Origin of the sequence: Methanobacterium formicicum DSM 3637 (assembly GCF_000302455.1) — an archaeon.
GTDB classification, from domain to species: Archaea; Methanobacteriota; Methanobacteria; order Methanobacteriales; family Methanobacteriaceae; genus Methanobacterium; species Methanobacterium formicicum_A.
In genome coordinates, this window is sequence record NZ_AMPO01000003.1 from 247,374 (window position 1) to 270,236 (window position 22,863).

24 protein-coding genes are annotated in these 22,863 nt (G+C 39.0%); 16 read left to right on the top strand and 8 right to left on the bottom strand.

The genetic code is table 11. The features are described 5' to 3' along the window. Positions 1–154: 154 nt before the first annotated feature. On the bottom strand, positions 155–724 hold the full coding sequence (locus tag A994_RS05240) for a GMP synthase subunit A (RefSeq protein WP_004030294.1): 570 nt from the start codon (positions 722–724) through the stop codon (positions 155–157). A 198-nt stretch (positions 725–922) separates the two neighbouring features. On the opposite strand from A994_RS05240, the gene A994_RS13370 reads away from it, so the two are divergent. From A994_RS13370 to A994_RS05250, 3 genes are all read left to right on the top strand, one after another. Next, positions 923–1,063 (top strand): hypothetical protein, encoded by a 141-nt coding sequence (locus A994_RS13370; RefSeq protein ID WP_004030295.1) that lies wholly within the window; start codon positions 923–925, stop codon positions 1,061–1,063. A 120-nt stretch (positions 1,064–1,183) separates the two neighbouring features. Further along, on the top strand, positions 1,184–1,648 hold the full coding sequence (locus A994_RS05245; protein WP_004030296.1) for a DUF2124 domain-containing protein: 465 nt from the start codon (positions 1,184–1,186) through the stop codon (positions 1,646–1,648). A 104-nt stretch (positions 1,649–1,752) separates the two neighbouring features. Beyond that, positions 1,753–2,367, top strand: a complete 615-nt coding sequence (locus A994_RS05250; RefSeq protein ID WP_004030297.1) for a DUF447 domain-containing protein — start codon at positions 1,753–1,755, stop codon at positions 2,365–2,367. Positions 2,368–2,448: 81 nt separating this feature from the next. Here the strand turns inward: A994_RS05250 and A994_RS05255 are convergent, their stop codons facing one another. From A994_RS05255 to A994_RS05275, 5 genes are all read right to left on the bottom strand, one after another. Then, positions 2,449–3,327, bottom strand: a complete 879-nt coding sequence (locus A994_RS05255) for an MBL fold metallo-hydrolase (protein WP_004030298.1) — start codon at positions 3,325–3,327, stop codon at positions 2,449–2,451. 69 nt (positions 3,328–3,396) lie between these two features. After that, positions 3,397–5,232, bottom strand: coding sequence for an adenine deaminase (locus A994_RS13530; RefSeq protein ID WP_004030299.1), 1,836 nt, complete (start codon positions 5,230–5,232; stop codon positions 3,397–3,399). Positions 5,233–5,374: 142 nt separating this feature from the next. After that, positions 5,375–6,607, bottom strand: a complete 1,233-nt coding sequence (locus A994_RS05265; RefSeq protein ID WP_004030300.1) for an ornithine cyclodeaminase, nickel-pincer nucleotide-dependent — start codon at positions 6,605–6,607, stop codon at positions 5,375–5,377. 287 nt (positions 6,608–6,894) lie between these two features. Beyond that, on the bottom strand, positions 6,895–7,785 hold the full coding sequence (speB, locus tag A994_RS05270) for an agmatinase (RefSeq protein ID WP_004030301.1): 891 nt from the start codon (positions 7,783–7,785) through the stop codon (positions 6,895–6,897). A 51-nt stretch (positions 7,786–7,836) separates the two neighbouring features. Further along, positions 7,837–8,226, bottom strand: a complete 390-nt coding sequence (locus A994_RS05275) for a translation initiation factor IF-5A (protein ID WP_004030302.1) — start codon at positions 8,224–8,226, stop codon at positions 7,837–7,839. Positions 8,227–8,446: 220 nt separating this feature from the next. On the opposite strand from A994_RS05275, the gene A994_RS05280 reads away from it, so the two are divergent. The 7 genes from A994_RS05280 (at position 8,447) to A994_RS05310 (ending at position 14,882) form a co-directional block, all read left to right on the top strand. Continuing rightward, a complete protein-coding gene (locus tag A994_RS05280; protein ID WP_004030303.1) occupies positions 8,447–8,890 on the top strand; it encodes a pyruvoyl-dependent arginine decarboxylase in 444 nt (147 codons plus the stop codon). Between the two features lie 140 nt (positions 8,891–9,030). Next, on the top strand, positions 9,031–9,870 hold the full coding sequence (locus A994_RS05285) for a bifunctional fructose-bisphosphatase/inositol-phosphate phosphatase (RefSeq protein ID WP_004030304.1): 840 nt from the start codon (positions 9,031–9,033) through the stop codon (positions 9,868–9,870). After that, positions 9,870–10,706 (top strand): NAD(+) kinase, encoded by an 837-nt coding sequence (locus A994_RS05290; RefSeq protein ID WP_004030305.1) that lies wholly within the window; start codon positions 9,870–9,872, stop codon positions 10,704–10,706. The genes A994_RS05285 and A994_RS05290 overlap by 1 nt, the downstream gene beginning before the upstream one ends. After that, positions 10,707–12,134, top strand: a complete 1,428-nt coding sequence (cfbE, locus tag A994_RS05295; protein ID WP_004030306.1) for a coenzyme F430 synthase — start codon at positions 10,707–10,709, stop codon at positions 12,132–12,134. Positions 12,135–12,333: 199 nt separating this feature from the next. Continuing rightward, a complete protein-coding gene (hemC, locus tag A994_RS05300; RefSeq protein WP_004030307.1) occupies positions 12,334–13,203 on the top strand; it encodes a hydroxymethylbilane synthase in 870 nt (289 codons plus the stop codon). Then, entirely contained in the window at positions 13,203–14,156 is a 954-nt protein-coding gene (locus tag A994_RS05305) for a Gfo/Idh/MocA family protein (protein ID WP_004030308.1), read from the top strand. The genes hemC and A994_RS05305 overlap by 1 nt, the downstream gene beginning before the upstream one ends. A 126-nt stretch (positions 14,157–14,282) precedes the next feature. Next, positions 14,283–14,882 (top strand): orotate phosphoribosyltransferase-like protein, encoded by a 600-nt coding sequence (locus tag A994_RS05310; protein WP_004030309.1) that lies wholly within the window; start codon positions 14,283–14,285, stop codon positions 14,880–14,882. Between the two features lie 272 nt (positions 14,883–15,154). Here A994_RS05310 and prf1 read toward each other — a convergent pair whose 3' ends face one another. Then, the gene (prf1, locus tag A994_RS05315) at positions 15,155–16,384 is read right to left on the bottom strand and encodes a peptide chain release factor aRF-1 (RefSeq protein ID WP_004030310.1); all 1,230 of its coding nucleotides are present in this window, start codon (positions 16,382–16,384) and stop codon (positions 15,155–15,157) included. 639 nt (positions 16,385–17,023) lie between these two features. Here prf1 and A994_RS05320 point away from each other — a divergent pair. The 4 genes from A994_RS05320 to A994_RS05335 all read left to right on the top strand — a co-directional run bounded on the left by A994_RS05320 (position 17,024) and on the right by A994_RS05335 (position 20,382). Further along, on the top strand, positions 17,024–18,523 hold the full coding sequence (locus A994_RS05320; RefSeq protein ID WP_004030311.1) for a glutamate synthase-related protein: 1,500 nt from the start codon (positions 17,024–17,026) through the stop codon (positions 18,521–18,523). A gap of 154 nt (positions 18,524–18,677) precedes the next feature. Next, entirely contained in the window at positions 18,678–18,992 is a 315-nt protein-coding gene (locus tag A994_RS05325) for a DUF2769 domain-containing protein (RefSeq protein ID WP_004030312.1), read from the top strand. Between the two features lie 388 nt (positions 18,993–19,380). After that, a complete protein-coding gene (gene pyrH, locus A994_RS05330) occupies positions 19,381–20,061 on the top strand; it encodes a UMP kinase (RefSeq protein WP_048204095.1) in 681 nt (226 codons plus the stop codon). 120 nt (positions 20,062–20,181) lie between these two features. Beyond that, a complete protein-coding gene (locus A994_RS05335; RefSeq protein ID WP_048204080.1) occupies positions 20,182–20,382 on the top strand; it encodes a DUF2116 family Zn-ribbon domain-containing protein in 201 nt (66 codons plus the stop codon). A gap of 165 nt (positions 20,383–20,547) precedes the next feature. Here the strand turns inward: A994_RS05335 and A994_RS05340 are convergent, their stop codons facing one another. Next, complete coding sequence (locus A994_RS05340; RefSeq protein WP_004030315.1) at positions 20,548–21,024, bottom strand: DUF308 domain-containing protein; 477 nt, start codon at positions 21,022–21,024, stop codon at positions 20,548–20,550. A 347-nt stretch (positions 21,025–21,371) separates the two neighbouring features. Between A994_RS05340 and A994_RS05345 the strand changes: the two genes are divergently transcribed. Then, positions 21,372–21,698 (top strand): YbjQ family protein, encoded by a 327-nt coding sequence (locus A994_RS05345; protein WP_004030316.1) that lies wholly within the window; start codon positions 21,372–21,374, stop codon positions 21,696–21,698. 152 nt (positions 21,699–21,850) lie between these two features. Beyond that, positions 21,851–22,702, top strand: a complete 852-nt coding sequence (locus tag A994_RS05350) for a heavy metal-binding domain-containing protein (protein WP_048204081.1) — start codon at positions 21,851–21,853, stop codon at positions 22,700–22,702. The last annotated feature ends 161 nt before the right edge of the window (positions 22,703–22,863 follow it).

Sequence of the window (22,863 nt, forward strand, 5' to 3'; positions counted from 1 at the left end):
ATAACCCCTAAAAATTCTTTAATCAGTTTAATATCTTTAATCTATTTATATGGTGATCTTTTTTTTCAATGATTATTTATTTTCCATTGGAATTTTAATCCTTTCCAAGAAAATCTTAACCCTTCACAATGTAATAATCATTTGCAATGTAATTTTATTCAGTTTTATTATATTTTTTGCAAACTTCATAAAAATTCTCAAAAACTTTAGGTCCCTCTGGGGTGTGATAAACCTCGGGGTGGAATTGTATTCCGTATACAGGTTTTTCAGGGTGTTTCATGGCTTCAACATCACATATTGTGGATGAAGCGAGAACTTTAAATTCAGGGGGAAGTTGGGTTACTTCATCCTTGTGGGAAGCCCAAACATCTAGCTGTGGACCTAAACCTCTGAAAATGTCATTTTCATCCAGGATGTTGATCTGGATTTGAGCGTAACTTTCCGAAACCGCAGAACTGATTTGCCCGCCATAGGCCTGTGCTATGATTTGATGACCAAGACAGATGCCTAAAATAGGATAATCCAGTTTTTTAACGTATTCTATACTGTTACCTGATCTTTCCACCGATGGTCCACCTCCCAGAATAAGGCCCGATGGGTTTTTAGCTTCAATATCCTCTAGACTGGTGGTGTTGGGCACCAGCTCTGATGGTATTTTCAGGTAGTGCAGGGTCCGGTGAATCCGGTGATTGTACTGTCCATGATTGTTAATCACTAATATCATTTTAATTATCCTCTTATCTTATTTCCTTAAGTTATTCCTTTATTAATCCTCATTATCATTAATTCTATTTTTTTAATTCTATTTTCTCCACTTTACAATATGGAGTATATCCACTAACTATTTTATTAATTCCGCCCTTTTAGGGCTTGTAATTCTTATATGCAAATATTTTTATGTTAAAATGGTATAAGAATAAATATGGAACTTCGAGACATTCTACTCATACTGGTGGCTCTGGTGCTGGCAGTGGTTTTCTTCTATGTATTCATATGGTTGCTTCCAGTTATAATTATACTGGTGATAGCCTATATCATATATATATTTTTGAAGGGATCCTGAGAGTATAATGAGCATTTGACTTTTAATGTTCTTAAATTTTAGAATTCCCCTAGTTTAAACTTTTTATTAATTTTTTAAGCATTTGAATATTTTTTTTTAAGATAGAATATCGGTGATATAATGAGAGAAACAGAAAAGTTCAGAGGATTAAACGGCAACCTGATGGCTTTCAAGAGGGAAGTAGAGGGTGCACAAAAGGTTACTTTTGCAGGAATTCCCGGTGTTTGCAGTCCATTTGCAGAATTATTTGCCCATGTAATCAGAGATAAGGAATCAGTTTTCATACCCCGAACTGATATAGCCAGTGCCAGGAAATTAGAACGCACACCACTGGGCATGCAGTTTACAGAAGAAGCAGATCCACATAGTAATGTAGTAGCTCTTATGGGGGGACTTTCCCTGCCACAGTATGAAGTAGATGTGGCTGATGTTAAAAAGATGATCAACGATATCCTGGAACCAGGTGGAAAGCTCCTTGGCCTGTGTTACATGAACATGTTCGAAGACGCAGGTTGGGATGAAAAAATTGATTTTGACTGTATTATTAACGGTATTTTGACTGGAGAGGTTTATAAAAAGGATTAAACCAATTAAAAGTCTCCAAATTCAGGTGTAATAAAATTGACTAATGAATGAATTAAATTAATGAATTAAGGTATGATTTAACAACTTTCAGGGCTGGTTAAACAATGTTGGATCTGTATTCTGTGGGCATGGAACGTGGCCTCCTTTATGAGACTATAGTTACCACCCGAAACCCGGATGGAACTCCAAATGCTGCACCTATCGGTGTTATCTGTAAAGAAGCCCATGAGGTTGTTGTTTACCTTCACCAGGGATCCAGGACATTCGACAATGTGAGGCGTGAGAAACGTTTCTGTGTGAACATACTCAGGGATCCAATGATTTTTGTTGAAGCAACCATAGGAAACTTGGACCCTGCAAAATTCCAGACTCCGGGTCAGGATTTCAGTATCAAAGGGGCAGAAGCTTTTTTCTCTGTAGAGGTAACCAGTGAAAAACTGGTGCAACGTGAAGATCACATGGGCACTTCAACTTTAAATGTGGTGAGGGCCAGGGTTCAGGATGTGATTAAAAACCAGGAACACGTTAATCCATTAAATAGGGCTATTTATGGAATAATTGAGGCCCTGGTGTATCTTAGTCGGATAGATATTGTTTCTGAAGACGAGAGGAAATCATATCTGGAGAAGTTAAGTGAAACATCCCGGGTAGTAAATAAGGTGGGTTCAGAGGACCATAAAAAAGCCATGAAGAAGATTTTAGAATTCCTTGAAAAGTAAATTTGAATAATTGTATTCATGGAATAATTTTATTCTTGATTAATGTTATTCATAATTAAAACCTAATAATAAAACTTTTTTCTAAAAATAAAACTCTTTTCGCCTTGCTTCTAATAGATAAGGTTCTTTACCCAGAAGTTCCGATGCTACCAGTACCTCGCCTTTTGATTCTTCCTTAACTGTTTTTATAAAGTCAAAACAGCGAAGATCCCTTAAAAGATGATGATCAACTACCACTCTGGGGATTTTCCTGGCAATTTCAATTAAGTTCTTCTGTGCACGTACAATATCTCTCTTTTCAAGGATGAAACCCTCCAAATAGATGGGTGGACCACTTAAAATCAGAGTATCCGGGTTTTCATTAAGTATGAGTTCTCGGGCAGCATCCCCCATAGGTCCCTGCACATCTGATGCGTGCATTAACTTCTGATTCTCCCATTCTATGGTGGCGGTTATAACAAAACCCACACGACTGCCCTCTGCACCATGGGGAAGTGCTTTTGAAAATTTGAAAAGAGTATCTCCTACCTCAAATGAATTATCATCTGCATAATGGATGTCCCGAGTCCCTAAGTGTTTCAAATTATTTAAAAGATCTCTGGCTCTTTTCTGCTGGTTTTTATTTATATTTTCGGTGGGATGTTTAATAAACAGCTTTTTGTTCCGGTACATTTCCTCAGCATAACGGGGTGATGAGTCCAGATATCTTCCCAAACTAAATGGAGTGAAATGATCGTGATGGTAATGGCTGATGGTCAGGATGTTTGCTTTTTTAGCGTATTCCTGTACTCTTGCCCTGGTCTCATGTAATGCATCGAATTCATCCTTCCATGGTGGGAATCCGAACCTTTTAGGGGCGATGGATGTACCAGGGTCAATCAGTATCTTCAGATCAGTCTCTACGAATGTGGCCATGGAACGGACACCCATACTCTCAAAGGCCAGAGGTATAATCTTCACTCAAAAACTCCCATTTTTAGAATTCATTTCACATATACTCAAGTTTTACAGATATAAAATAATTAAAACTCATTTTAAAACATCTACAAACTGGAAACTCTCCACATCAAATAAGCCCTTATCACTTATTTTGAGTCTGGGAATCACCAGAAGAGCCATGAAAGACATGGTCATGAAGGGTGAGGTCAGCTTAGAACCCATATCCTCAACCACATCATGTAAATGAGTCAACTGGTTAGATACATCCTGGGCATTCATAGTACTCATGAGACCGGCTATTGGGAGTTTAAGTGAATGAACTTCATCGTCACGAACTGCAACCAGCCCTCCCCGGTTCTTTTTAAGGGTGTTAACCGCTACTGCCATGTCCTGGCTGTTGGTACCAACCACTATGATGTTATGGGAATCATGGGCAACACTGGATGCAATCGCCCCTTCTTTAAGTCCGAAACCATTTACAAATGCATTAAAAATATTGTTAGACCCGTATCTTTCCACCACTGCAATTTTCAGGATGTCTACTTCAAGATCAGGTTTTAAAATATTATCTTCAATCTTTAATGTCACTTCAGATTCCTCAGTAAGAAGCTGCCCTTCAATAACTTTAATAACTCTTACTTTGGCTTTATTGGTTGTGTTGGTTGTGTTGGTTGTGTTGGTTGTGTTGGTTGTGTTGGTTGTGTTGGTTGTGTTGGTTGTGTTGGTTGTGTTGGTTGTGTTGGTTGTGTTGGTTGTGTTGGATATGTTGGATATGTTGGATATGTTGGATATGTTGGATATGTTGGATATGTTGGATATGTTGGATATGTTGGATATGTTGGATATGTTGGATATGTTGGATATGTTGGATATGTTGGATATGTTGGAGTATATTTCAAAATCAGAGGGTTTGGTATCACTTAACTGGAACGTATTTTCAATCGGAGTAGGTTGAACTTTGAATAACACCTTCTCATCTTGAGCAACCAGCTTCCCGTCTATCAGAACTTTTTTAACCTTGAATTTTTCAAGATCATCCACCAGCACCAGGTCTGCTCTTTTACCAGGACTGATTGAACCTGTATTAAGCTGGTAATGGAGTGCTGGATTCACGGTAACCATCTGAATGGCTTCCACCGGGTCCATGCCAAGTTGAACTGCTTTTTGGAGGGTTTGGTCTAGATGTCCCTCCAGAAGGTCTTCTGGATGTCGGTCATCGGATACCAGGAACTCACCACCCACGCTCCACAGTTCCTCCAGGTTCTGGGCTGATGATCCTTCCCTGATCATTATCTTCATGCCCAGTTTCTTCTTCTCAAGCGCCTCCTCAAGTCTGCTGCACTCATGATCAGTGGATATTCCTGCAGCTATGTATTTACAAAGATCAACACCTGAAAGTAGAGGTGCATGGCCATCAATTGGCTTAGAATATTTGTGAGCGAGCTTAATCTTCTCCAGGACAATGGGGTCTTCACCTATAACTCCAGGGAAGTTCATCATCTCCCCCAGTGCCACCACATCATCCATCTGGAGGAGTTCCTCTATGTCTTCAGGCCCTAACACTGCTCCAGATGTTTCAAAGGGTGTGGCAGGTACGCATGAGGGGGCAGTGAAAAAAAAGCGGAGAGGAACTGTGCTGGCATCCTGCATCATATAATTGATACCCGCAAGTCCCAGAACATTGGCAATTTCATGGGGATCAGCCACCACTGCAGTGGTTCCATGGGGCACCACTGCCTCTGCAAAACGAGAAGGAGTTAACATGGAACTTTCAACGTGGATGTGTGAATCGATAAACCCTGGGAGGATGTAGTTTTTAAACTCCCCCTTGATTTCCCGGACACATTTAATCTTCCCATCCTGGATTTCCACCTCTGCAGGGTAAATTTCCTCTGTGAAAAGGTTTAATAGGTTTCCTTTTAACATTTACATCCACTCACAGCCCAATCAGTCCATGTCAAAGATAATTTATCTGGATTATATATTTATCTGGATTATATTAATTCCTTGATATGTTTAATTTTCCCAATAGGTATGTTTAATTTCGAAATAAAGGAATAGGGGATTTTTAATCATCTTTACCTGCATGGTTAATTTCATGATAAAGCATTGGTAAAAACGCCCCTACATCTGTTACAATGCCCAGTACCTGTGCACTACCTCGGTCACCTAGTTTAGTGACTGTTGCGGGGTTAATATCCACACAGATACTTTTAACCTGTGAGGGGAGGATGTTTCCAACGGCTATGGAGTGTAACATGGTGGCGATCATGATCACCATATCCACACCAGGAACGTACTTCCTCATTTCATCCTGGGCTTCAATTACATCGGTTATAACATCAGGAAGGGGTCCGTCATCCCTTATGGATCCGGCCAGCACGAATGGAACATCGTTCTTCACACATTCATACATAACTCCCTTGGTAAGAACACCCTGTTCCACTGCATCCCGTATGGAGCCAGCCTGGTTGATCTGGTTTATGGCGTAGATATGGTGGCGGTGTCCCCTTGCCACTGCTTCACCAGTCTTCACACAGATTCCCAGGGAAGTTCCGTAGAGTGCACTTTCAATATCGTGGGTGGCCAGGGCGTTACCGGCAAAGATAACATCAATCAATCCTTCTTTGATCATTTTAGCCAGCACAGGGCCAGATCCTGTGTGTATTATGGCAGGCCCGCCCACCACGGCGATCTTACCACCACGACTTTTAACTTCCCGTACTTCCTTGGCAATGCTTTTAATGAGTGTTCGAAGTGGTTTTTCTGAGGATGCTCCGCTTCCCATAAACTCGAACATTCCCTTTTTGCCCCTAGGTCTCTGGGGTGCCATAACCTTGATTCCTTCACGGCCAACCACAACCAGGTCACCTTTTTCTATCTGACCAATTGGTTTTATGATGGCTTTAGGGGTTTTAGGGTCAACCACAATCATACAATCCATTTCAATGTTTTCCACAGGTATCCACTCATTCTGGAAGTGGATAAAAGTGGGATGGTTGGTGGTGGAATAAAAGTCAGCTGGCAAAGTTTTATCCTTGGTGGCAGCTTCTAGATCAACTTCCCTGATCTCCACTACCATGGCCCCTATTTCCGCCAGTTCATCTAAAATTTCACCTAAAAGGGATTCACTATCTGCTGAAACTTTAATCCTGGCAAGACTGGTATCCTTTTTACGTTTACCCACATTAAATTCCAGTATCTGGAAGTCCCCTCCCATGTCCATAATCAGGTCCAGAGCCCTTGGAAGAGTAAGTGAATCAATAATATGTCCAGTAAGCTTGACTTCTCGGTTATACATAATAATCCTCCTATTTCAATCCAAGCCAAGGGATTTTTAAATGATTTAATAATATTGAATACCCCTGGAACACGTTTTACACTTGTGTTAAATTTGATAAATTCTAAACATCTCTAGTTTTGATGGGATATCTATAAATAATTATACAAAAAAAATATTCTGGAATAATCAGTTTCATATCTCTGGAAACAACCGTTATCTGTAAAGGGTTTATTTTTAAATGGTTATTTTAAAAAATTTTCTATTAAAAAAAGTTTAATGGGTTCCAGAAATGATTTTAAAAAGATTCACTGCAAAAACAGGAAGTCTAAAATTGTTTTGGCGGCATTGATTGACGTGATATCTCCAATGGAGTTTGATGAAACCTCAACTACATCCAAACCAATGACTTCCTTTCCTTCCAGGGAAAAGATAAGTCTCTCCAGATCACGCGGTTCCAGTCCTCCTGGTGTGGGAGTACCAACACTGGGAGCATAAGATGGATCAAGCACGTCCATATCCACAGTTACATAAACCGGACCCTTTATCTGGTGGATGATCTTTTCCATCCCCTGTATATCTTCTTTTATCTCGGGAGGAGTGTAGTAATCAATTCCTTCATCCTGAGCAAATTCTGTTTCCGATTGGGAAGCAGACCGGATTCCCATCTGAATCATATGTCCTGGTTTAAGATCATGTATACGTCGCATAACCGTGGCATGGGAAAACTTTTCCCCCATATAATCGTCCCTGAGGTCCATATGGGCATCAAAATGGAGAATAGTAACCTCCTGCATATCCAGGGTCCCGGTTTTGCTAAAGGATTTTACAACACCATAACTTATGCTGTGTTCCCCTCCAATGGTTATGGGGGTAGTTCCTTCCTCTAAAAGGGAGGATATAACAGATTCCAGATTTAAACAGGTTTTATTAAAGTTTCCAGGAACAGATTCCAGGTTTCCAATATCCTGGACAGTTGTGTTAAGAATTTTATTTAAAAATATGTTGTATTTTTCAAAATTATAGGAGGCCTCCCTTACAAAAAGGGGGCCGTATCTTGCCCCGGCTTGGTATGTGGTGGTGCTGTCAAAGGGCACCCCTAAAATACCAAAAGAGGGTTTATCTTCATTTAGATCGGAGTACTCACACTCCGTCTGGGAAAAAGCGAATTTAAGAGGATTTTCAGTGTATAAATGCATTTACCCAAATCCTCATTAAATTATTAAAATTAATCTTACCTCTCATGGAATTTATTTAATTCTCATGAGTTTCTTATTACCCATAGCTACAATGTAGCCAACTTCTGCCCCTTCAATCAGTTTATCACTTAGATCATCTGGTATTGGGACTTCGAAGGTTTCATAGGTTTCCAGGTCCATGAGCTGAATATCGCTGCCCATTAAAGCCAGTACCTGGGCGGTTCGTTTATCTATTATAGGGACTTCTATCTTGGCATCCACAGGTTTCACCAGACCTCTTTTCTGGTTGTCGAAAATTCCCACAGCATCTACCCTGGCCTTTGCTGCTCCGTGTTTACCTGGGGATGAAGTCTGAATACTCACTACTTTGGATGCTTCACCATCTAATACCACATATTTACCTACTTTAAGCGTTTTAACTTCCACTACCTTAGTCGACATGCTATTTACCTCCGTATTATACGTATAAACTTCAGATCCAATGTGTGGGATCCATAAATTTTTAGAACCTAAGAAATAGAATCTATATATGATTAATATAACTCTGCTACTAATAACTCTGCTTGCAGGTATAAATATATTTATAGATACCTCTCTCTGATATAGAAATGCCTATATTTTTTCCCTATTTAAATTTTTAAGTGAATTTTGAGTGATAATGATGAAAGTTTCAATAACCTCAGGAAGATCAGAAGGACCCAGCAGACTAAACGCCTTTGATAATGCCCTTTTAGATGCAGGCATTGGTGACGTGAACCTCATAACCGTATCCAGTATACTCCCTAAAGACACCCAGATAGTAGAACTTCCTCACATCCAGGAAGGTAAAATGGTAAATTGTGTACTGGCCTGTGCACATTCAGACCAGCCAGGGGATTTAATAACCGCTGCAGTGGCAGTGGCTACTTCAGATGATTTTGGATGTGTGGTGGAACACTCCGGAGTGAACCAGGACCCAGAAAAAATCAAAGAAGAAGCAGAAACCATGGTAAGGTACATGATGAAGGTGAGGGATCTTACCATCAGGGAAATTATCATAGTAAATGAAAGTCATAAAGTTAAAGAGGAAGGAGTGGCACTGGCTGCCGTGGTGTACCTGGAGTGATCCAGTAATGTAAATTAATAAATTAGACATTACTTGGCGATCTAGCTAAGACATTCTTGGCGATCTATAAGCTAATTAAAATATGAATAATGCAGATATCATCATATATTAACTATCAAGGCCTGTAGGAGGAGAATATCATGAATGGAGAAGATCAAGAATTTTGGGGCGAAGTCTGCCAGGATTTAATTGAAGAATCTCAAAGGGCAATATCCCCTCTTATAGGATCCCCCAAAGGAGGGGAAATAGTTAAAATGGGGGCTGATGGAACTCCTACCACTCTCATTGACCAGGTGGCCGAGAATAAGGTCATGGAAATTCTAAAAGGAGTTGAAAGGCCTTTAACCCTTATCAGCGAAGAAATTGGTGAAGTAAGGATTGGTAATGGTCCTTCTGAGGCCATAATGGTGGTGGACCCCCTGGATGGTACCAGTAATGCGGTGAAGAACATACCTGCCTATGGTATATCCGTGGCAGTAGCACCCATTCCACCAGACAAAGAAGGTCCTCTCACTATTCAAGATATCCAGATGGGTGTGGTGAAAAACTACGCTACAGATGATATATACAGTGCAGTTAAAGGTAAAGGAGCATTTCTCAATGGGAATGATCTAATTCCTTCCATTAAGGAGGATTTATCACAGATATCTCTGGGTGCTTACGTTTACAGAATGGACATGGGAAAAATAGAAATTCTATGCAAAAGTGTCAGAAGAATGCGAATTTTAGGGGCAGTGGCAATAGAACTTGCCTACGTTGCTGATGGTACCTATGATGCCTTTGTTGATGTGAGAAATAATCTGCGGATGGTTGATATTGCCGCAGCCAAGCTCATCCTGGAAGAAAGTGGGGGAAAGGTAACAGATTCTAATGGGGGTCTCCTTAATGGAAGATTAAACGTTCTGGAGAAAACTTCTATCATAGCTACCTGTAATGCAGTTATTCATGGAAAAATAAGGGAGATACTGGAGGGGATTTAATGATCATGGGTTTGGTGGCTCGTAGTGATGTAAAAGGCGCAGTGGAACTTGCACAGAAAATAGCTGACTTTTTAACCGAAAAAAATGTGGATATCCTTCTGGATACTCCTCTGGCCATGGAACTGGAAAAATATCAGGACCGGCACTGTGAACTGAAGGATATGGACGTGGATATGGTGGTAGCTATTGGGGGAGATGGAACTATCCTCCGTACCCAGAGCTTTATCAGCCACAAAAAAATTCCTCTAATTGGAATTAACATGGGAACAGTTGGATTTTTAACAGAAATAGACCCTGAAAACGCTTTTACGGCCATTGAAGAAATTCTTGCCGGGAATTATTTTGTGGAAAGAAGGAACCAGCTTCTAGTCTGGCACAAGCATGAACTGCCTCCTGCCTTAAATGAGGTGGTGCTCATGACCCGTAAACCTGCTAAAATGCTCCACATCCAGATCAGTGTGGATGATGAGATAATGGAGGAACTGCGTGCAGATGGGCTTATCATTGCCACGCCAAGTGGCTCCACTGCTTATTCAATGTCCGCAGGAGGTCCAATCATCGATCCCAGGGTTGAAGCATTTGTAATAGTTCCAATATGCCCATTTAAACTGGGGGCCAGACCAACAGTTGTTTCCGATGGAAGCACCATAAAAGTCAAACTCCTCAGAGAAGGTAAAAAGGCCATAGCAGTCATTGATGGTCAATTTGAGGAAGAGATAAACTACATGGATGAGATCGTCTTCCGCAAATCAGATAACTGCGCATATTTCGTGCGCCTTACCAAGGATTTCTACCGAAAAGTTCGAGAAAAGTTAACCCAGGGCGGAATCTATTAAATGAGAATTTTAGTAGTGGACATGACCCATGGAGGAACCATACTGGCCTCTGAATTTTCTAAAAGAAAAGATTGCAAAGTTTTTGCATGGGACATTTACCAAACGTTATCCGAAGAAGATAAATCACTACTGGAAGCTCAGGGAATAGAACTGGTTGGTGAATCATTCTATGAGAGTTATTTTCATGAAAATATTGTCCTGGAAAATGATATGTCCAGGAGCTCATTGAAAAATGATAAATCTAACTTAATGGTTGTAGCTCCGGTTCACTGTAATCTACCCCAACCTCCCCACATGACCCACCATCAGGCAGTGGGATTTCTCCTGAAAGACCAAATAAACGTACCAGTAATTGAAATAACTGGGGTGAAGGGAAAAACCAGCACCACTGCCATGCTCAAGGAGATATACCGTGATGAAAATCCGCTGATATTAAGCAGTCTGGGCGTTAAAGTTGTGGAAGATGGGCAGGAAATCACCCTCCAAAAAGATATCAGCATTACCCCCGCCAGTATCATAACTGCCTGGCAACTTTCACAGAAATTCTATAAAAATAAAGTTCATAATGTGGGCATCTGCATATTTGAAAGTTCCCTGGGAGGAACAGGACTGGCTGATGTGGGAGTTATCACCAATATTGCAGAGGATTACAGCATAGCCCGTGGAAGTAGCAGTGCCAGTAAAGCCAAGCTGCAGATGTTTAAAAGTAAAGTAACAGTCTGTGATAATGAATCTTACCAGAAAACTTATTCTCATCACTATTCATTAAACCATAAACCGAATACATTCTCAATTGATGGAATAGGGGATAACGTAAATGTTAAAGCACACATCATTAATTATGGGCTTCATAAGACTGTATTCCAGGTTAAAGTGATAGATCTTATAACCATAAATGGAACATCCATAAACACTTCCTTTGAAGTTTCCACATTTGCCCCTGCCCAACATCACCTTGAAAACACCCTTTCTGCAATAACTGCATCGTTATCCATGGGAACTCCCATTGAATCGATTAGTAATGGTTTAAAAAACTTTACAGGATTACCAGGCAGGACTTCCCTCAGTAAAGTGGGGGATATGGTAATTATTGAAGAGATCAATCCTGGAATAAATGTTACAGCCGTTAAAAAAGCAGTTAACATGATAAAAGGTTATGAAAAACCAGTTCTGATTGTGGGTGGAAGTTACGGTGTAACCTGTGAGGAGATTGATGAAACGTCTCTTTCAAACTTTTTAGCTGACCAGAGTGATGAAGTTTTCATGATATTAACTGGGGATCTAGGTCTTAGTCTATGGAAACAGATGGAAAAACAGTATAATTATTGTAACAGTATAGAACTGGCACTTAATAAATCAAAAAAGGTTGGGGCGAAAAATATATTGCTCATATATCGTTCCAATTTTTCGGAACTGGGTAGGAGATAACACCCGAGGAGATAACTTTAAATCTTGCCATGTTAAACAGAATAGATGATTAATTTCTATCATGACAACATTTATTAAAGATCATAGAAAATCATTCAACTAAGGATTTTTATATTAGTCTGCATCCAGCAGTATGCTTACTAAATGACAAACTTTTATGACTTAAATTCAGTAATTCGCCACACTCGGAGATGATGCATTGCAGGTAGGTACAAGAGGAAGCAGTCTGGCCATGGTTCAAACCAAGAATATAATTACCTCTTTATCAAAAATAACAGATGAGAAAATAGATATAACCGTAATAAAGACCACAGGAGATAAAATAAAAGATTCTCAACTTTATCAGATGGATGTTAAGGGAATATTCACCAAGGAACTGGACAGAGCAGTCTTAGAAGAAGAGGTTGATTTTGCAGTACACAGTTTAAAGGATCTTCCCAGTGAACTGGATGATGAACTGGAAATTGTAGCTATCCCACCACGGGAATCACCTCACGATGTTCTGGTATCATCTTACTCATGGGAGGATCTCCCTGAAGGAGCAACTTTAGGGACCAGTAGTGTCAGGAGAGAGGCATTCTGCAAATACCATCAGAAAAATGTGGATATTCAGCCTATCCGGGGCAACATCGAAACCAGGATAAAAAAAGTCACCAGTGGAGAATATCAGGCCACTTTACTGGCTGAAGCAGGTCTCAACAGATTAGGACTTACCGAACACCTACGGGAACGATTTTCTTTGGATTACATGACTCCTGCTGCAGGCCAGGGGGCACTGGCAGTTGTTTCTAGGAAGGATAGCAGTAACAAAAATATTTTAAAAGATTTAAATCACAAAGATTCTTATAATGAAATTATGGCTGAGAGAAAAGTTTTAGAAGAACTGGGTGTTGGTTGCCAGTGGCCTCTAGGAGTTTGTGCTCGTACACAAGGAGATAAATTGAAGCTTCAAGCTATTTTACTTAACAGAGAGGGTGAACTTATCTCTAAACATGACATGACCGGTTCAATAAATCAGGCTGAAAGTATAGGTCTTGAAATCGCCAGAAGCATTGGGGAGGATTGCTAGTGAAAAAATTAAACGTGGGAGTTGTTGGTGTAGGGGCCATGGGCCATAACCACGTAAGGGTATACACCCGATTAAAAAATGCTAACCTCATGGCAGTCTCTGATCTCATGAAAGGCACCCTTGCGGAAGTTTCCAAGAAATACAACACTGTGGGCTTTGTTGATTATGATAATGTACTTAAAATGCCAGAAATAGATGCAGTGAGTATCTGTGTCCCCACCACTTACCACTACGAAGTGGTGATGAGTGCCATAGAACAGGGAAAACACGTGCTGGTGGAAAAACCCATTGCATTCACCCTGAAGGAAGCAAAGGCCATGGTCCGAGCAGCCAGAAAGGAAGGAGTGAAACTGGCCACTGGCCACGTGGAACGGTTTAACCCGGCAGTTTTAGAAGCTAAAAAACTTTTAAGAGAAAAACTCATCGGGGAAGTGGTTTCAGTTTCAGCCAAAAGGGTGGGCCCATTCCCTCCACGAATAAAGGATGTGGGAGTAACTATAGATCTGGCCATCCACGAGGTGGATGTCATGGCTTACCTTATGGACAGTCCAGTTTCCAAGGTATACGCACACGTTGGCAGTAGACTGGAAAAATGTGAATACGAAGACCATGCCGAGATCATGATGGAGTTCTACAACAACGCCATCGGTATGCTGGAAGTGAACTGGCTCACACCCTATAAAAAGCGACAGTTGGAAGTCACTGGAACTGATGGTATAATCTCTCTGGATTACATAGACCAGACTGTGGAGATATTCGGGAAAAACGCCAGGAACGTCAGGGTACCTCATAATGAACCCCTAATGGTGGAATTGGACTCATTCTTAAACGCAATTATGCTGGATGAAAAACCAAAAATAACAGGGGAAGATGGAATACATGCCCTTAAAACAGTCTTGGCAGCAATGAAATCTGCTAAAGAGAAAGTTCCAGTTAAAATTGATATTGATTAATCTTAGTATATTGATAATTTTCATTTATTGATAATAATCACATAGATTAATCTAGTTTAATTTATACAGATATATCACAACAGCTGCACTGTATCAGACACTGTTGAACAATTCCGGAGGGGTATAATGAACCAAAAACTCATTGAAAAGGCTTATGAACTTAGAAGCAGGGGTTTTACCACAGGAGAAATAGCTGATGAACTCAATGTCTCAAAAGACACTGCCCGATGGCTCATACTCCAGGGAACCGATAAAACTAAAGAAAAAGCTCAGGAAAAAGCACCAGTTGATTTTGCCATTAACTGGAAAAGTCTGGGGGGCAGTTCAAGGAGAATGTCCTATGTTTCAGCAGCAATGGCAGACATGGCACAACAGCACGGTGATGTAGAAGTAGTAGTGGGAATCACGGTAAGTGGAATACCATTTGCCACCATGATGGCCGAATTTCTGGATGCAGATATGGCAGTGTTCCACCCCATTAAACACCGCAAGGAAGAGGATGCCCGGGGAGCAGTGAGCAGTAATTTCGCCTCGGTCGAGGGAAAAAGAGTGGTAATAGTGGACGATGTCATCACCAGCGGTGGAACCATTGGCGAAGCAATAAAAGTCTTCCGAAGCCTTGGAGCAGAACCACTGGCAGCAGTGGTACTCATCGACAAAAAAGGGCTATTAGAAGTGGAAAAAGTTCCAGTAGAATCACTTATACGTGTAAGCAGGCTGGGATAACTCTAATTATGGGATGAAATGCTATAATTCTCTTTGAAATTATTTTTTCCTTTAATTATTTTTTCCCCACTTTTTAGTTACCCTATTTTTTAGTTAAATAATTAAAAAATTCAAATTAAAAATTTAAAAAATTGATTAATTAGTTAATTTACAAAATGAGTCTACTTTTTCCATCTATTTTGGTATCTAAACAGCTATTTTGATTGTATAACTATTTTGTATAAATGAAATAAAAAAATAGTTTTAAGGTACTTGTATTCAATCAATTAAACTTATACTCTGTACCTTAATATGGCTCCAATACCTCCAAAGGCACGAAGTAGTTGCATTCCTTCTTCGGTTTCAGTGGATATGACCTCAACATCTGAACCAACTTCCTCAGCCAGCTTAACAAAGTCACTGATAATATCTTCAGAAGATGCAACCTTTATGGTTTCACCACAATTCTTACAGGTTTTCTCTTGGGCTTCACCCTCATTTTTAACGGTTTCCTCTTCCTGGCTTCCACATGAAGAACATTCATAGGTGTATCGTTTGGATTTAACATCCTCTGAAAGTAATAAAACTTCCACTGCGCCGTTAATCAGGTTCTGCCTGACTTCTGCTTCACCGTAGGATGCTAAACCATTTTCATCCACCAGTTCCGTGAGGAAACGTTGAACCAGTTTTTTCTCACGCATTATGTCAATCTCAGTGAGTATATCCATGGATTTGTCTATGACTTCCCTGATACCAAATTCCCCGGTGTAGGATGTGTCCACGGTGGTGATGATTTTTTGTTTGATCTCGTGGTGTAGGTAATCTCCATTAACGAAATCCTCTTTAGTATGCCCTGGACCTCCAATAATAACCCCTTTAAGGCCTTCAAGCTCTAAAAAGGCGTCGTTCATATGATCACCAATTCTTTTAAGGAATTCGTGGGCTGCAAGTTCAATCAATCGGTCAAAACGCCTCTGTGACTGACCACCTGCCTTATGTTTTCCAGGAACACCACTGGTAAGGTTTTTAACTATATCGATCCGTTTACCCTTCATAACGGCTATTGTAGCTTCTTTTCGGTCAATAACTGCCAATCCATAGATTTCCTTGTCCTCCAGGATTTCTTCCAGGGGTTCCAGGAAAAACTGGGAGTTACAATGATAAGTGTAGGTCTGAACCGGTTCTGGGGGTTCAAAAACATAAGTTTCCATCTTCTCGGTACCTGGACCTCCCTTGGGAATCATACCCACAAAGAGAACCAGACCCCTCTCTGGGGGCCGTGGGAAAAGCTTCATACGTTGCATTATAACTTCAATAGCAGATTGAACATTCTTTTTTGTCTGTTTACTTTTGATGTTAGCACTCTGGCTGAGTTCCTCTCTCATGTGCTTTACCACATCGCTGATCTGTTTATCTGGTGGGATGTAAACAGATACCAGCTCAGTACCCCGTCCTTTTTTATCGGAGAGTTCTTTCAGGGTGCGCTTAACCTCGTAAAGTTCGGTTGATGATGGTTCTGACATTTAATATCGCTCCTAAACTGGTAAAATTCATAATAAGTATGTTTATTTAATACAGATGAATTATTTATTCTCTTATCCTACTATAATTTTACTGATAATTCATCCTAAAAATTGTTTTTAATAGTCTTCTGTAAAATATTAGATATTATGTTATTTAGATATTCTATCTAAACTTTATAGTATATTATAGTTATTTCCAGTTATAGTGCATTATTATCATTCTATCTTTAAAAAAATAATTTATAAAACATAATTTTATTTTATTTTAAACATATAATATACCTTAATTTATTTTATAAAAAAAGTAGGGGTTTTCTCTGGCCAAATGTAGGAGTAGTATTCTGTGATTGGGACCATTATAAGAAAAGGAAGAACTTGTTACTGTCTGGGCTATTAAAATCAAAATCACGAAAAATTCACTTCACATCAGTAAGTTTTATGCACTTAAAAAACATTTCATGCGCTTAAAAAAACCAGTTTAATGCCTTTAACAGATCCTGAAGGTTTATAAAAAATCTTTGAAGAATATTAAAGGGATTTTTAAGCTTTAAAAGGTTATTTAAGCTTTAAAGGTTATTTGAGATTTAAAAATAAATTGAGATTTAAGAGGCTATTTAAAGATTTAATTGGGGGAGTAACATGGATGAACCTGGAAATATAAGGATTAAAGTCCCTGACTCAAAAGAAAACCGACAAAAATGCATATGCAGATTATGTAAAAGTTATCCTCATGATTGTAGTGGTGAAATCCTTTTCTGCGGTGTGAATGAAAGTAAATGTGATATTAATGCAAAAACTTGCCTCTGCAATAAATGCCCGGTATACAAGGAATATGGGCTTAAAGGACTTTACTACTGTGATAAAGTAAGTGTTGGGGAAAGTAACATTCTTATGCGCAAAAGAAGCAAGGAAGAAGATCCTGGCTTCTACCAAGAAGTAGTAAATATCAAGGATGAAAGCAAAACCGGCAAAAGTACAGTTGGTTCTATGGGTTCGCTGAAGAAATTCCCTTTTACCCTTGATGATATCTATTTTATACCTGCACAGGTGAATAAAATACCTTTAAACCTTGAAGAACCAGTTCAAACTTCGGTGGCCATTGGTCCTCACTCAAAAAAACCACTGCAAGTCTCATCACCCATAATGATTTCAGGAATGAGCTTTGGGGCGGTTTCCAAAAATGTGCGGATGGTGATTTCCAGTACCGCTTCAAAACTTGGAATCGGCTTTAATTCAGGTGAAGGTGGAATAATAAATGAAGAAAAAGATGTAGGGTTAAATTATCGTATTGTACAATACTCTACTGGAAGGTTTGGAGTAGATGAAAAGATCCTCGAATCAGCTGCAGCAGTTGAAATTAGATTTGGCCAGGGAGCTTATCCTGGTAAAGGTAGTTATTTGCCTGCAGAGAAGATCACCGATGAAATTGCAAGAACACGTAACTTGGAACCGGGTGAAGCATCTTACTCACCGGCCCACCACACGGACATGACTGACCATGATACTATGAAAGGAAAGGTGGAATGGCTACGTGAAATCACAGGAGGCGTACCAATAGGTGCTAAAATTGGGTGTGGAGATATCAAGTCGGATGTAAATCTATTAGCTGATATTGGTGTGGATTTCATTGCTCTTGATGGCTTTGGTGGGGGTACAGGAGCTACAGACCTGTATGTTAGAGATAATGTGGGAATACCAGTATTTGCTGCACTTCCACAGGCATACAAAACATTGCAAGAGTTAGGAGTTAAAGATAAAATATCGATTATAGCTGGAGGGGGATTGAGAACTTCGGCTGATTTTGCTAAATGTCTGGCATTAGGTGCTGATGCAGTATATATAGGTACTGCAGCATTAATAGCAATAAACTGCCAGCAATATCGGATATGTTACAGTGATCTTTGTCCCACTGGTATTGCCACCCAAGATCCTAAGCTTATGGAACAGTTAGATGTAGAAGAGGGAAGCCAAAAGCTAACCAATTTCATAGAATTAACCAATGAAGAGGTGGCTAATCTAACTCGGATAGTGGGTAAAAATAATGTGAATCAATTTTCCACTGATGATCTGATTTCTGTAAATAAAGATTTTGCCCAGATTACCGGTGTCAGGTGGCTAAATGGGGAATATATCCATTAAAAACTGGTTATTTGTCCATTAAATGCTGTTTAATATACATTGAAACCGTAAATTTATAATTTGGGTTAAATTTATAATTTGGGATTTACGGGTAGTAAAATCTAATATTCAATCAAGATCATAATATAAGTCAAGGAAAGAAGGGGATGATTAAATGGCTAAACTGGAATTTAATCTTGAAAACGTGCAAAAGTGTATCTGTAAAACCTGTCCTGTGCAAGCAAATAGTGCATGTGTCAAATCAAAACAAATGAAAGTTCAGGAAATGATGCCTAAATTAATAGCCGGTGAAATGGCACCTAAACCTGAAATGATCCCTGGTTTGTACTGTGCCCACGGAAAAACCATGTGTGCGGATGTGGACTTCGAAGAAATGTGCCAATGTAATGAATGCCCATTATGGGAAGAATATGATTTATCCAACGGTGAACCAATGGGTTACTACTGTAGGGATGGGGAAGCTATATAAAACCATTTATTCTTTCTAAAATTCCTATTTTTTAAAAAAAATTTTTAATTTTCAATTATTTACAAAATCATCAACTTAATTCCCTGTGTTCAATTAACGCAATGAAATGCTTTCAATCTATTTGTTGATAATTTCTTGTAATATGCTTTTCTAAGTTGTACTATGCTTTTTAAGTTTACAATAAAGTTGCATTATAGTGTAAACCTGTTATCTAATAAAAAAAGAGTTTCATAAATTCCGTATCAAGTTTCAGTTTAAAATATGTGTAATAATCTACGTGATACTAATAATATGATGAACTTTAATGGGCATAAAAAAATGTATAAAGGTTTTACACAAAACCTTGATTTATTATATATGTAAAACTTACATTATTTTTGGTGATGAAATGCGCGTAGTGATCACGGTAGGTGGATCCATAATAATCAGGGACCACGATTATAAAAAATTTCAGGATTATGCAAGTGTATTGAAGAGTATGGCAGCAGAACACCAGATCATGGTGGTGGTAGGTGGTGGTAGGACTGCCCGGGACTACATTGGAATAGCCAGGGATTTAGGGGCATCAGAAGCCCTCTGTGATGATATTGGAATTGAAGTCACCAGACTCAATGCACGACTCCTCATAACAGCTCTAGGAGATAGTGCTTATCCACGGGTACCTCACAACTTTGCCGAAGCCCTAGAATTTTCTACCAATGGCAAAATTGTGGTTATGGGTGGTACAGAACCAGCACACAGTACCGATGCTGTGGGCAGCATTCTAGCCGAGTTTGTTGGTGCAGATTTACTCTTAAACGCCACCTCTGTAGATGGATTATATGATAAAGATCCCAACAAGCACCCTGATGCAAAAATGTTCCCGGAAATCACCCCCAATGAGATGATGGGAATGCTGGCTGATAAGGAAATGAAAGCAGGGACCTATGAATTCCTGGATAAAACCGCCATACAGATCATAGGCCGTTCCAGGATAAAAACAGTTATCTTCAATGGGGAAAACCCAGAAAACCTTAAAAAAGCCATAAATAGTAACATAGGTACGTTAATTAAGCATGATACTGAATAAAAAGCTTAATAAATCTAAAACAGCCTAATAATCTAAATAGTTTAAATAGTCTATAGCTTAGCCCACTAATCTGTAATAATTTAAAATAATATTAAAAGAACGTTTAAAGAGGTAATATTTATGATTGAACAACACAAACACTGTCCTGTTTGCGGGACACCCATGCCCTTGAATGAAAAGTATTGCTCACCCAACTGTGAGCAGCTAGCTCTGGCCAACCAGAAAAAAGTCCAAAAAAGCCGTAAAATGCTTTACGTTTTATTTGCAGTTTTCATCCTGGTCTGGTTGTTTTTCATGTTTAGGGGCCAGTTAGGATTATGAACAATAACTATTAAAATGAGACAATACATTTTAAAAAGATTTAAAGTCCGAATACTCTTTATTTTACAAATTCGGACCATTATTTTATTTTAAATAATTCACTTAATTAATTCAACAATTCTTTTTAAGACTCTCCAAAGTATCCTGGTGATAATCTATGGATTTTTATTCTCGGATGTTCAAAATTCCGTATATTAACAGTCCAATTCCGGTTATGAATCCTAAAATATTGGGGTCTACGTTGTAGAAACCTACGATAAGGAAAAGGAATCCGAATAACAGTCCAAATATCCCGGCATATACTTTGTAAGTTTTCCGTTCACCAACAAGCAGGGCAATGATTCCTGTAATTAATAACAGGATTCCTGTAATGATATAGGCCCAGAGACCGAGGCTCATTATCCATGAAGTGTTGAAAAGGAATGTAATTCCCATAATTACTCCAATTATTCCTACCAGGAAGGGGAATAACCACAGATCATTGGATGTTCTTTCACCGAAGCCTAAAATTGTAAGCCAGATACCCATTCCCAGTATTAAAAGTCCAGATATGAGGCCAAGAGTGGCAAGTCCCACTACTGGTGCAGTTATCATTATAACTGCTACAATTATTGCAATAACTCCAACTATTGTGTTTTTCATTTAAAAAACCTCATTTTTGCAATTAATTCCATCTATTCCCATCATTATTCGATTACTATATTTTTTAACTTGTTTTAGTCTATTAATGAGATGTTTTAGTCTAGTTAATGAGGAAATTAAGTTAGTATTAATTTTTGTCTGTTGATTATAATAAATTTACTGTTAATTAGATAGTGTTAATGAAAAACTGAAAATTCCTTATAATTTAACTCCAACCTATATAACTTAACTCCAACAATCATACCTTAACTCAAATAATATGGGGAAATATTAGTATTATTAAGGAATATTAGTATTATAATTAAATAAAGAACATAAAAAAGAAATTTTAGTAAGGAGGTTAACAAATGCTAGTTTTAACCACCCCAACCATAGAGGGGAAGAAAATTAATGAATATTATGGTTTAGTAACCGGCGAATCCCTTTTAGGGGCAAATGTTTACAAGGACATGTTTTCAGGTGTGAGGGATGTGGTAGGAGGTAGAACTTCTGCCTATGAAGAAGAACTCAAAAAAGCCAGAGAAGTAGCTTTAGAAAGTATGAAAGAGAAGGCTGCAGACAAGGGGGCTAATGCAGTTATTGGAACACGTTTAGCATATCATAACCTGGGAGGAACCATGGGAAATACCATCATGGTTACGGTTTTTGGAACAGCGGTTTCTTATCAGGAGTAATTTGTTAGAAATAATATGATTATTAGTATAGTAAATGAGTTAAAATCCTGGTAAATTAGTCAAAATCTTAATAAATCATATTTAAAATCATATTTTACAATGATTAATCTTTAGGTTCATCCATAATCTTGAACCGTTAACTTTAGGAAGGGATGGGATTGTTAGAATCTACAGTAAACTTTTTAAAAGAAAAACGATGGGCTTTTGCTTCTATACTCATAGGCACAGCTGCTGGATTTTTGTCAGCGGTAATCTGTGTTGTGGGAAATTTAGTAATTTTTGGGTTTAACATAATGTTCATTGTGTCTCCACTCATAGCCGGTTTCGTGGAAACCTACCTTGCAAGACGTATGTACGGTAAAAGCACAGGAGCAATCAGTGCGCTTTTAATATTTATAATTATCAATGCTTATGCTTGGCTTTTCCCCCAAGATCCAATTGTACTCAATTTCTTTACATTAGGTGGTCTTGCGTTGATGGTACAGGCTGCATTTCCCATACTCATAAATTATCTGCTTTTCGTTGTATTTTTGGGAGTGTTGACATATGCCATAGGTTATCTGGGGAATTTACTCTCAAAAGCCACGAGTAAGGTCCGGAGAAAACCTCCTGCACCGGAGGATATAGGCGATGAAAACCTTGAAAACCCCGTTGACTCTTTAAAAACTCCAAATTTAAACTTTTTGGATGATCTGGATGTTCCTATTGTATCAATTCCCCACATGGATGGTGGTAATATTACCAAACACATAGGTATAGTGACTGGGGAAGCGATGGTTAAGGATAACTCGGAAGGCCTTTCCAAGATATCTAAAAAAGCTCAATTAGATGGAATGAGTTTGGATGAAGCTAGAGAAGCAGCCATACGTAGAATGCTTGATAATGCATATGAAATGGGGGCCAATACTGTGATTGAAGTTTTGATAGATTACAATTCAATTGGAGGATTGAAGGGAAGTGCACTTATAGTTACAGCCACCGGGACTGCAGTAATATATAAATAGCTTAAATGTGAACTGATTGCCATGGATTGCCATGGATTGCCATGGATTGCCATGGATTGCCATGGATTGCCATGGATTGCCATGGATTGCCATGGATTGCCATGGATTGCCATGGATTGCCATGGATTGCCATGGATTGCCATGGATTGCCATGGATTGCC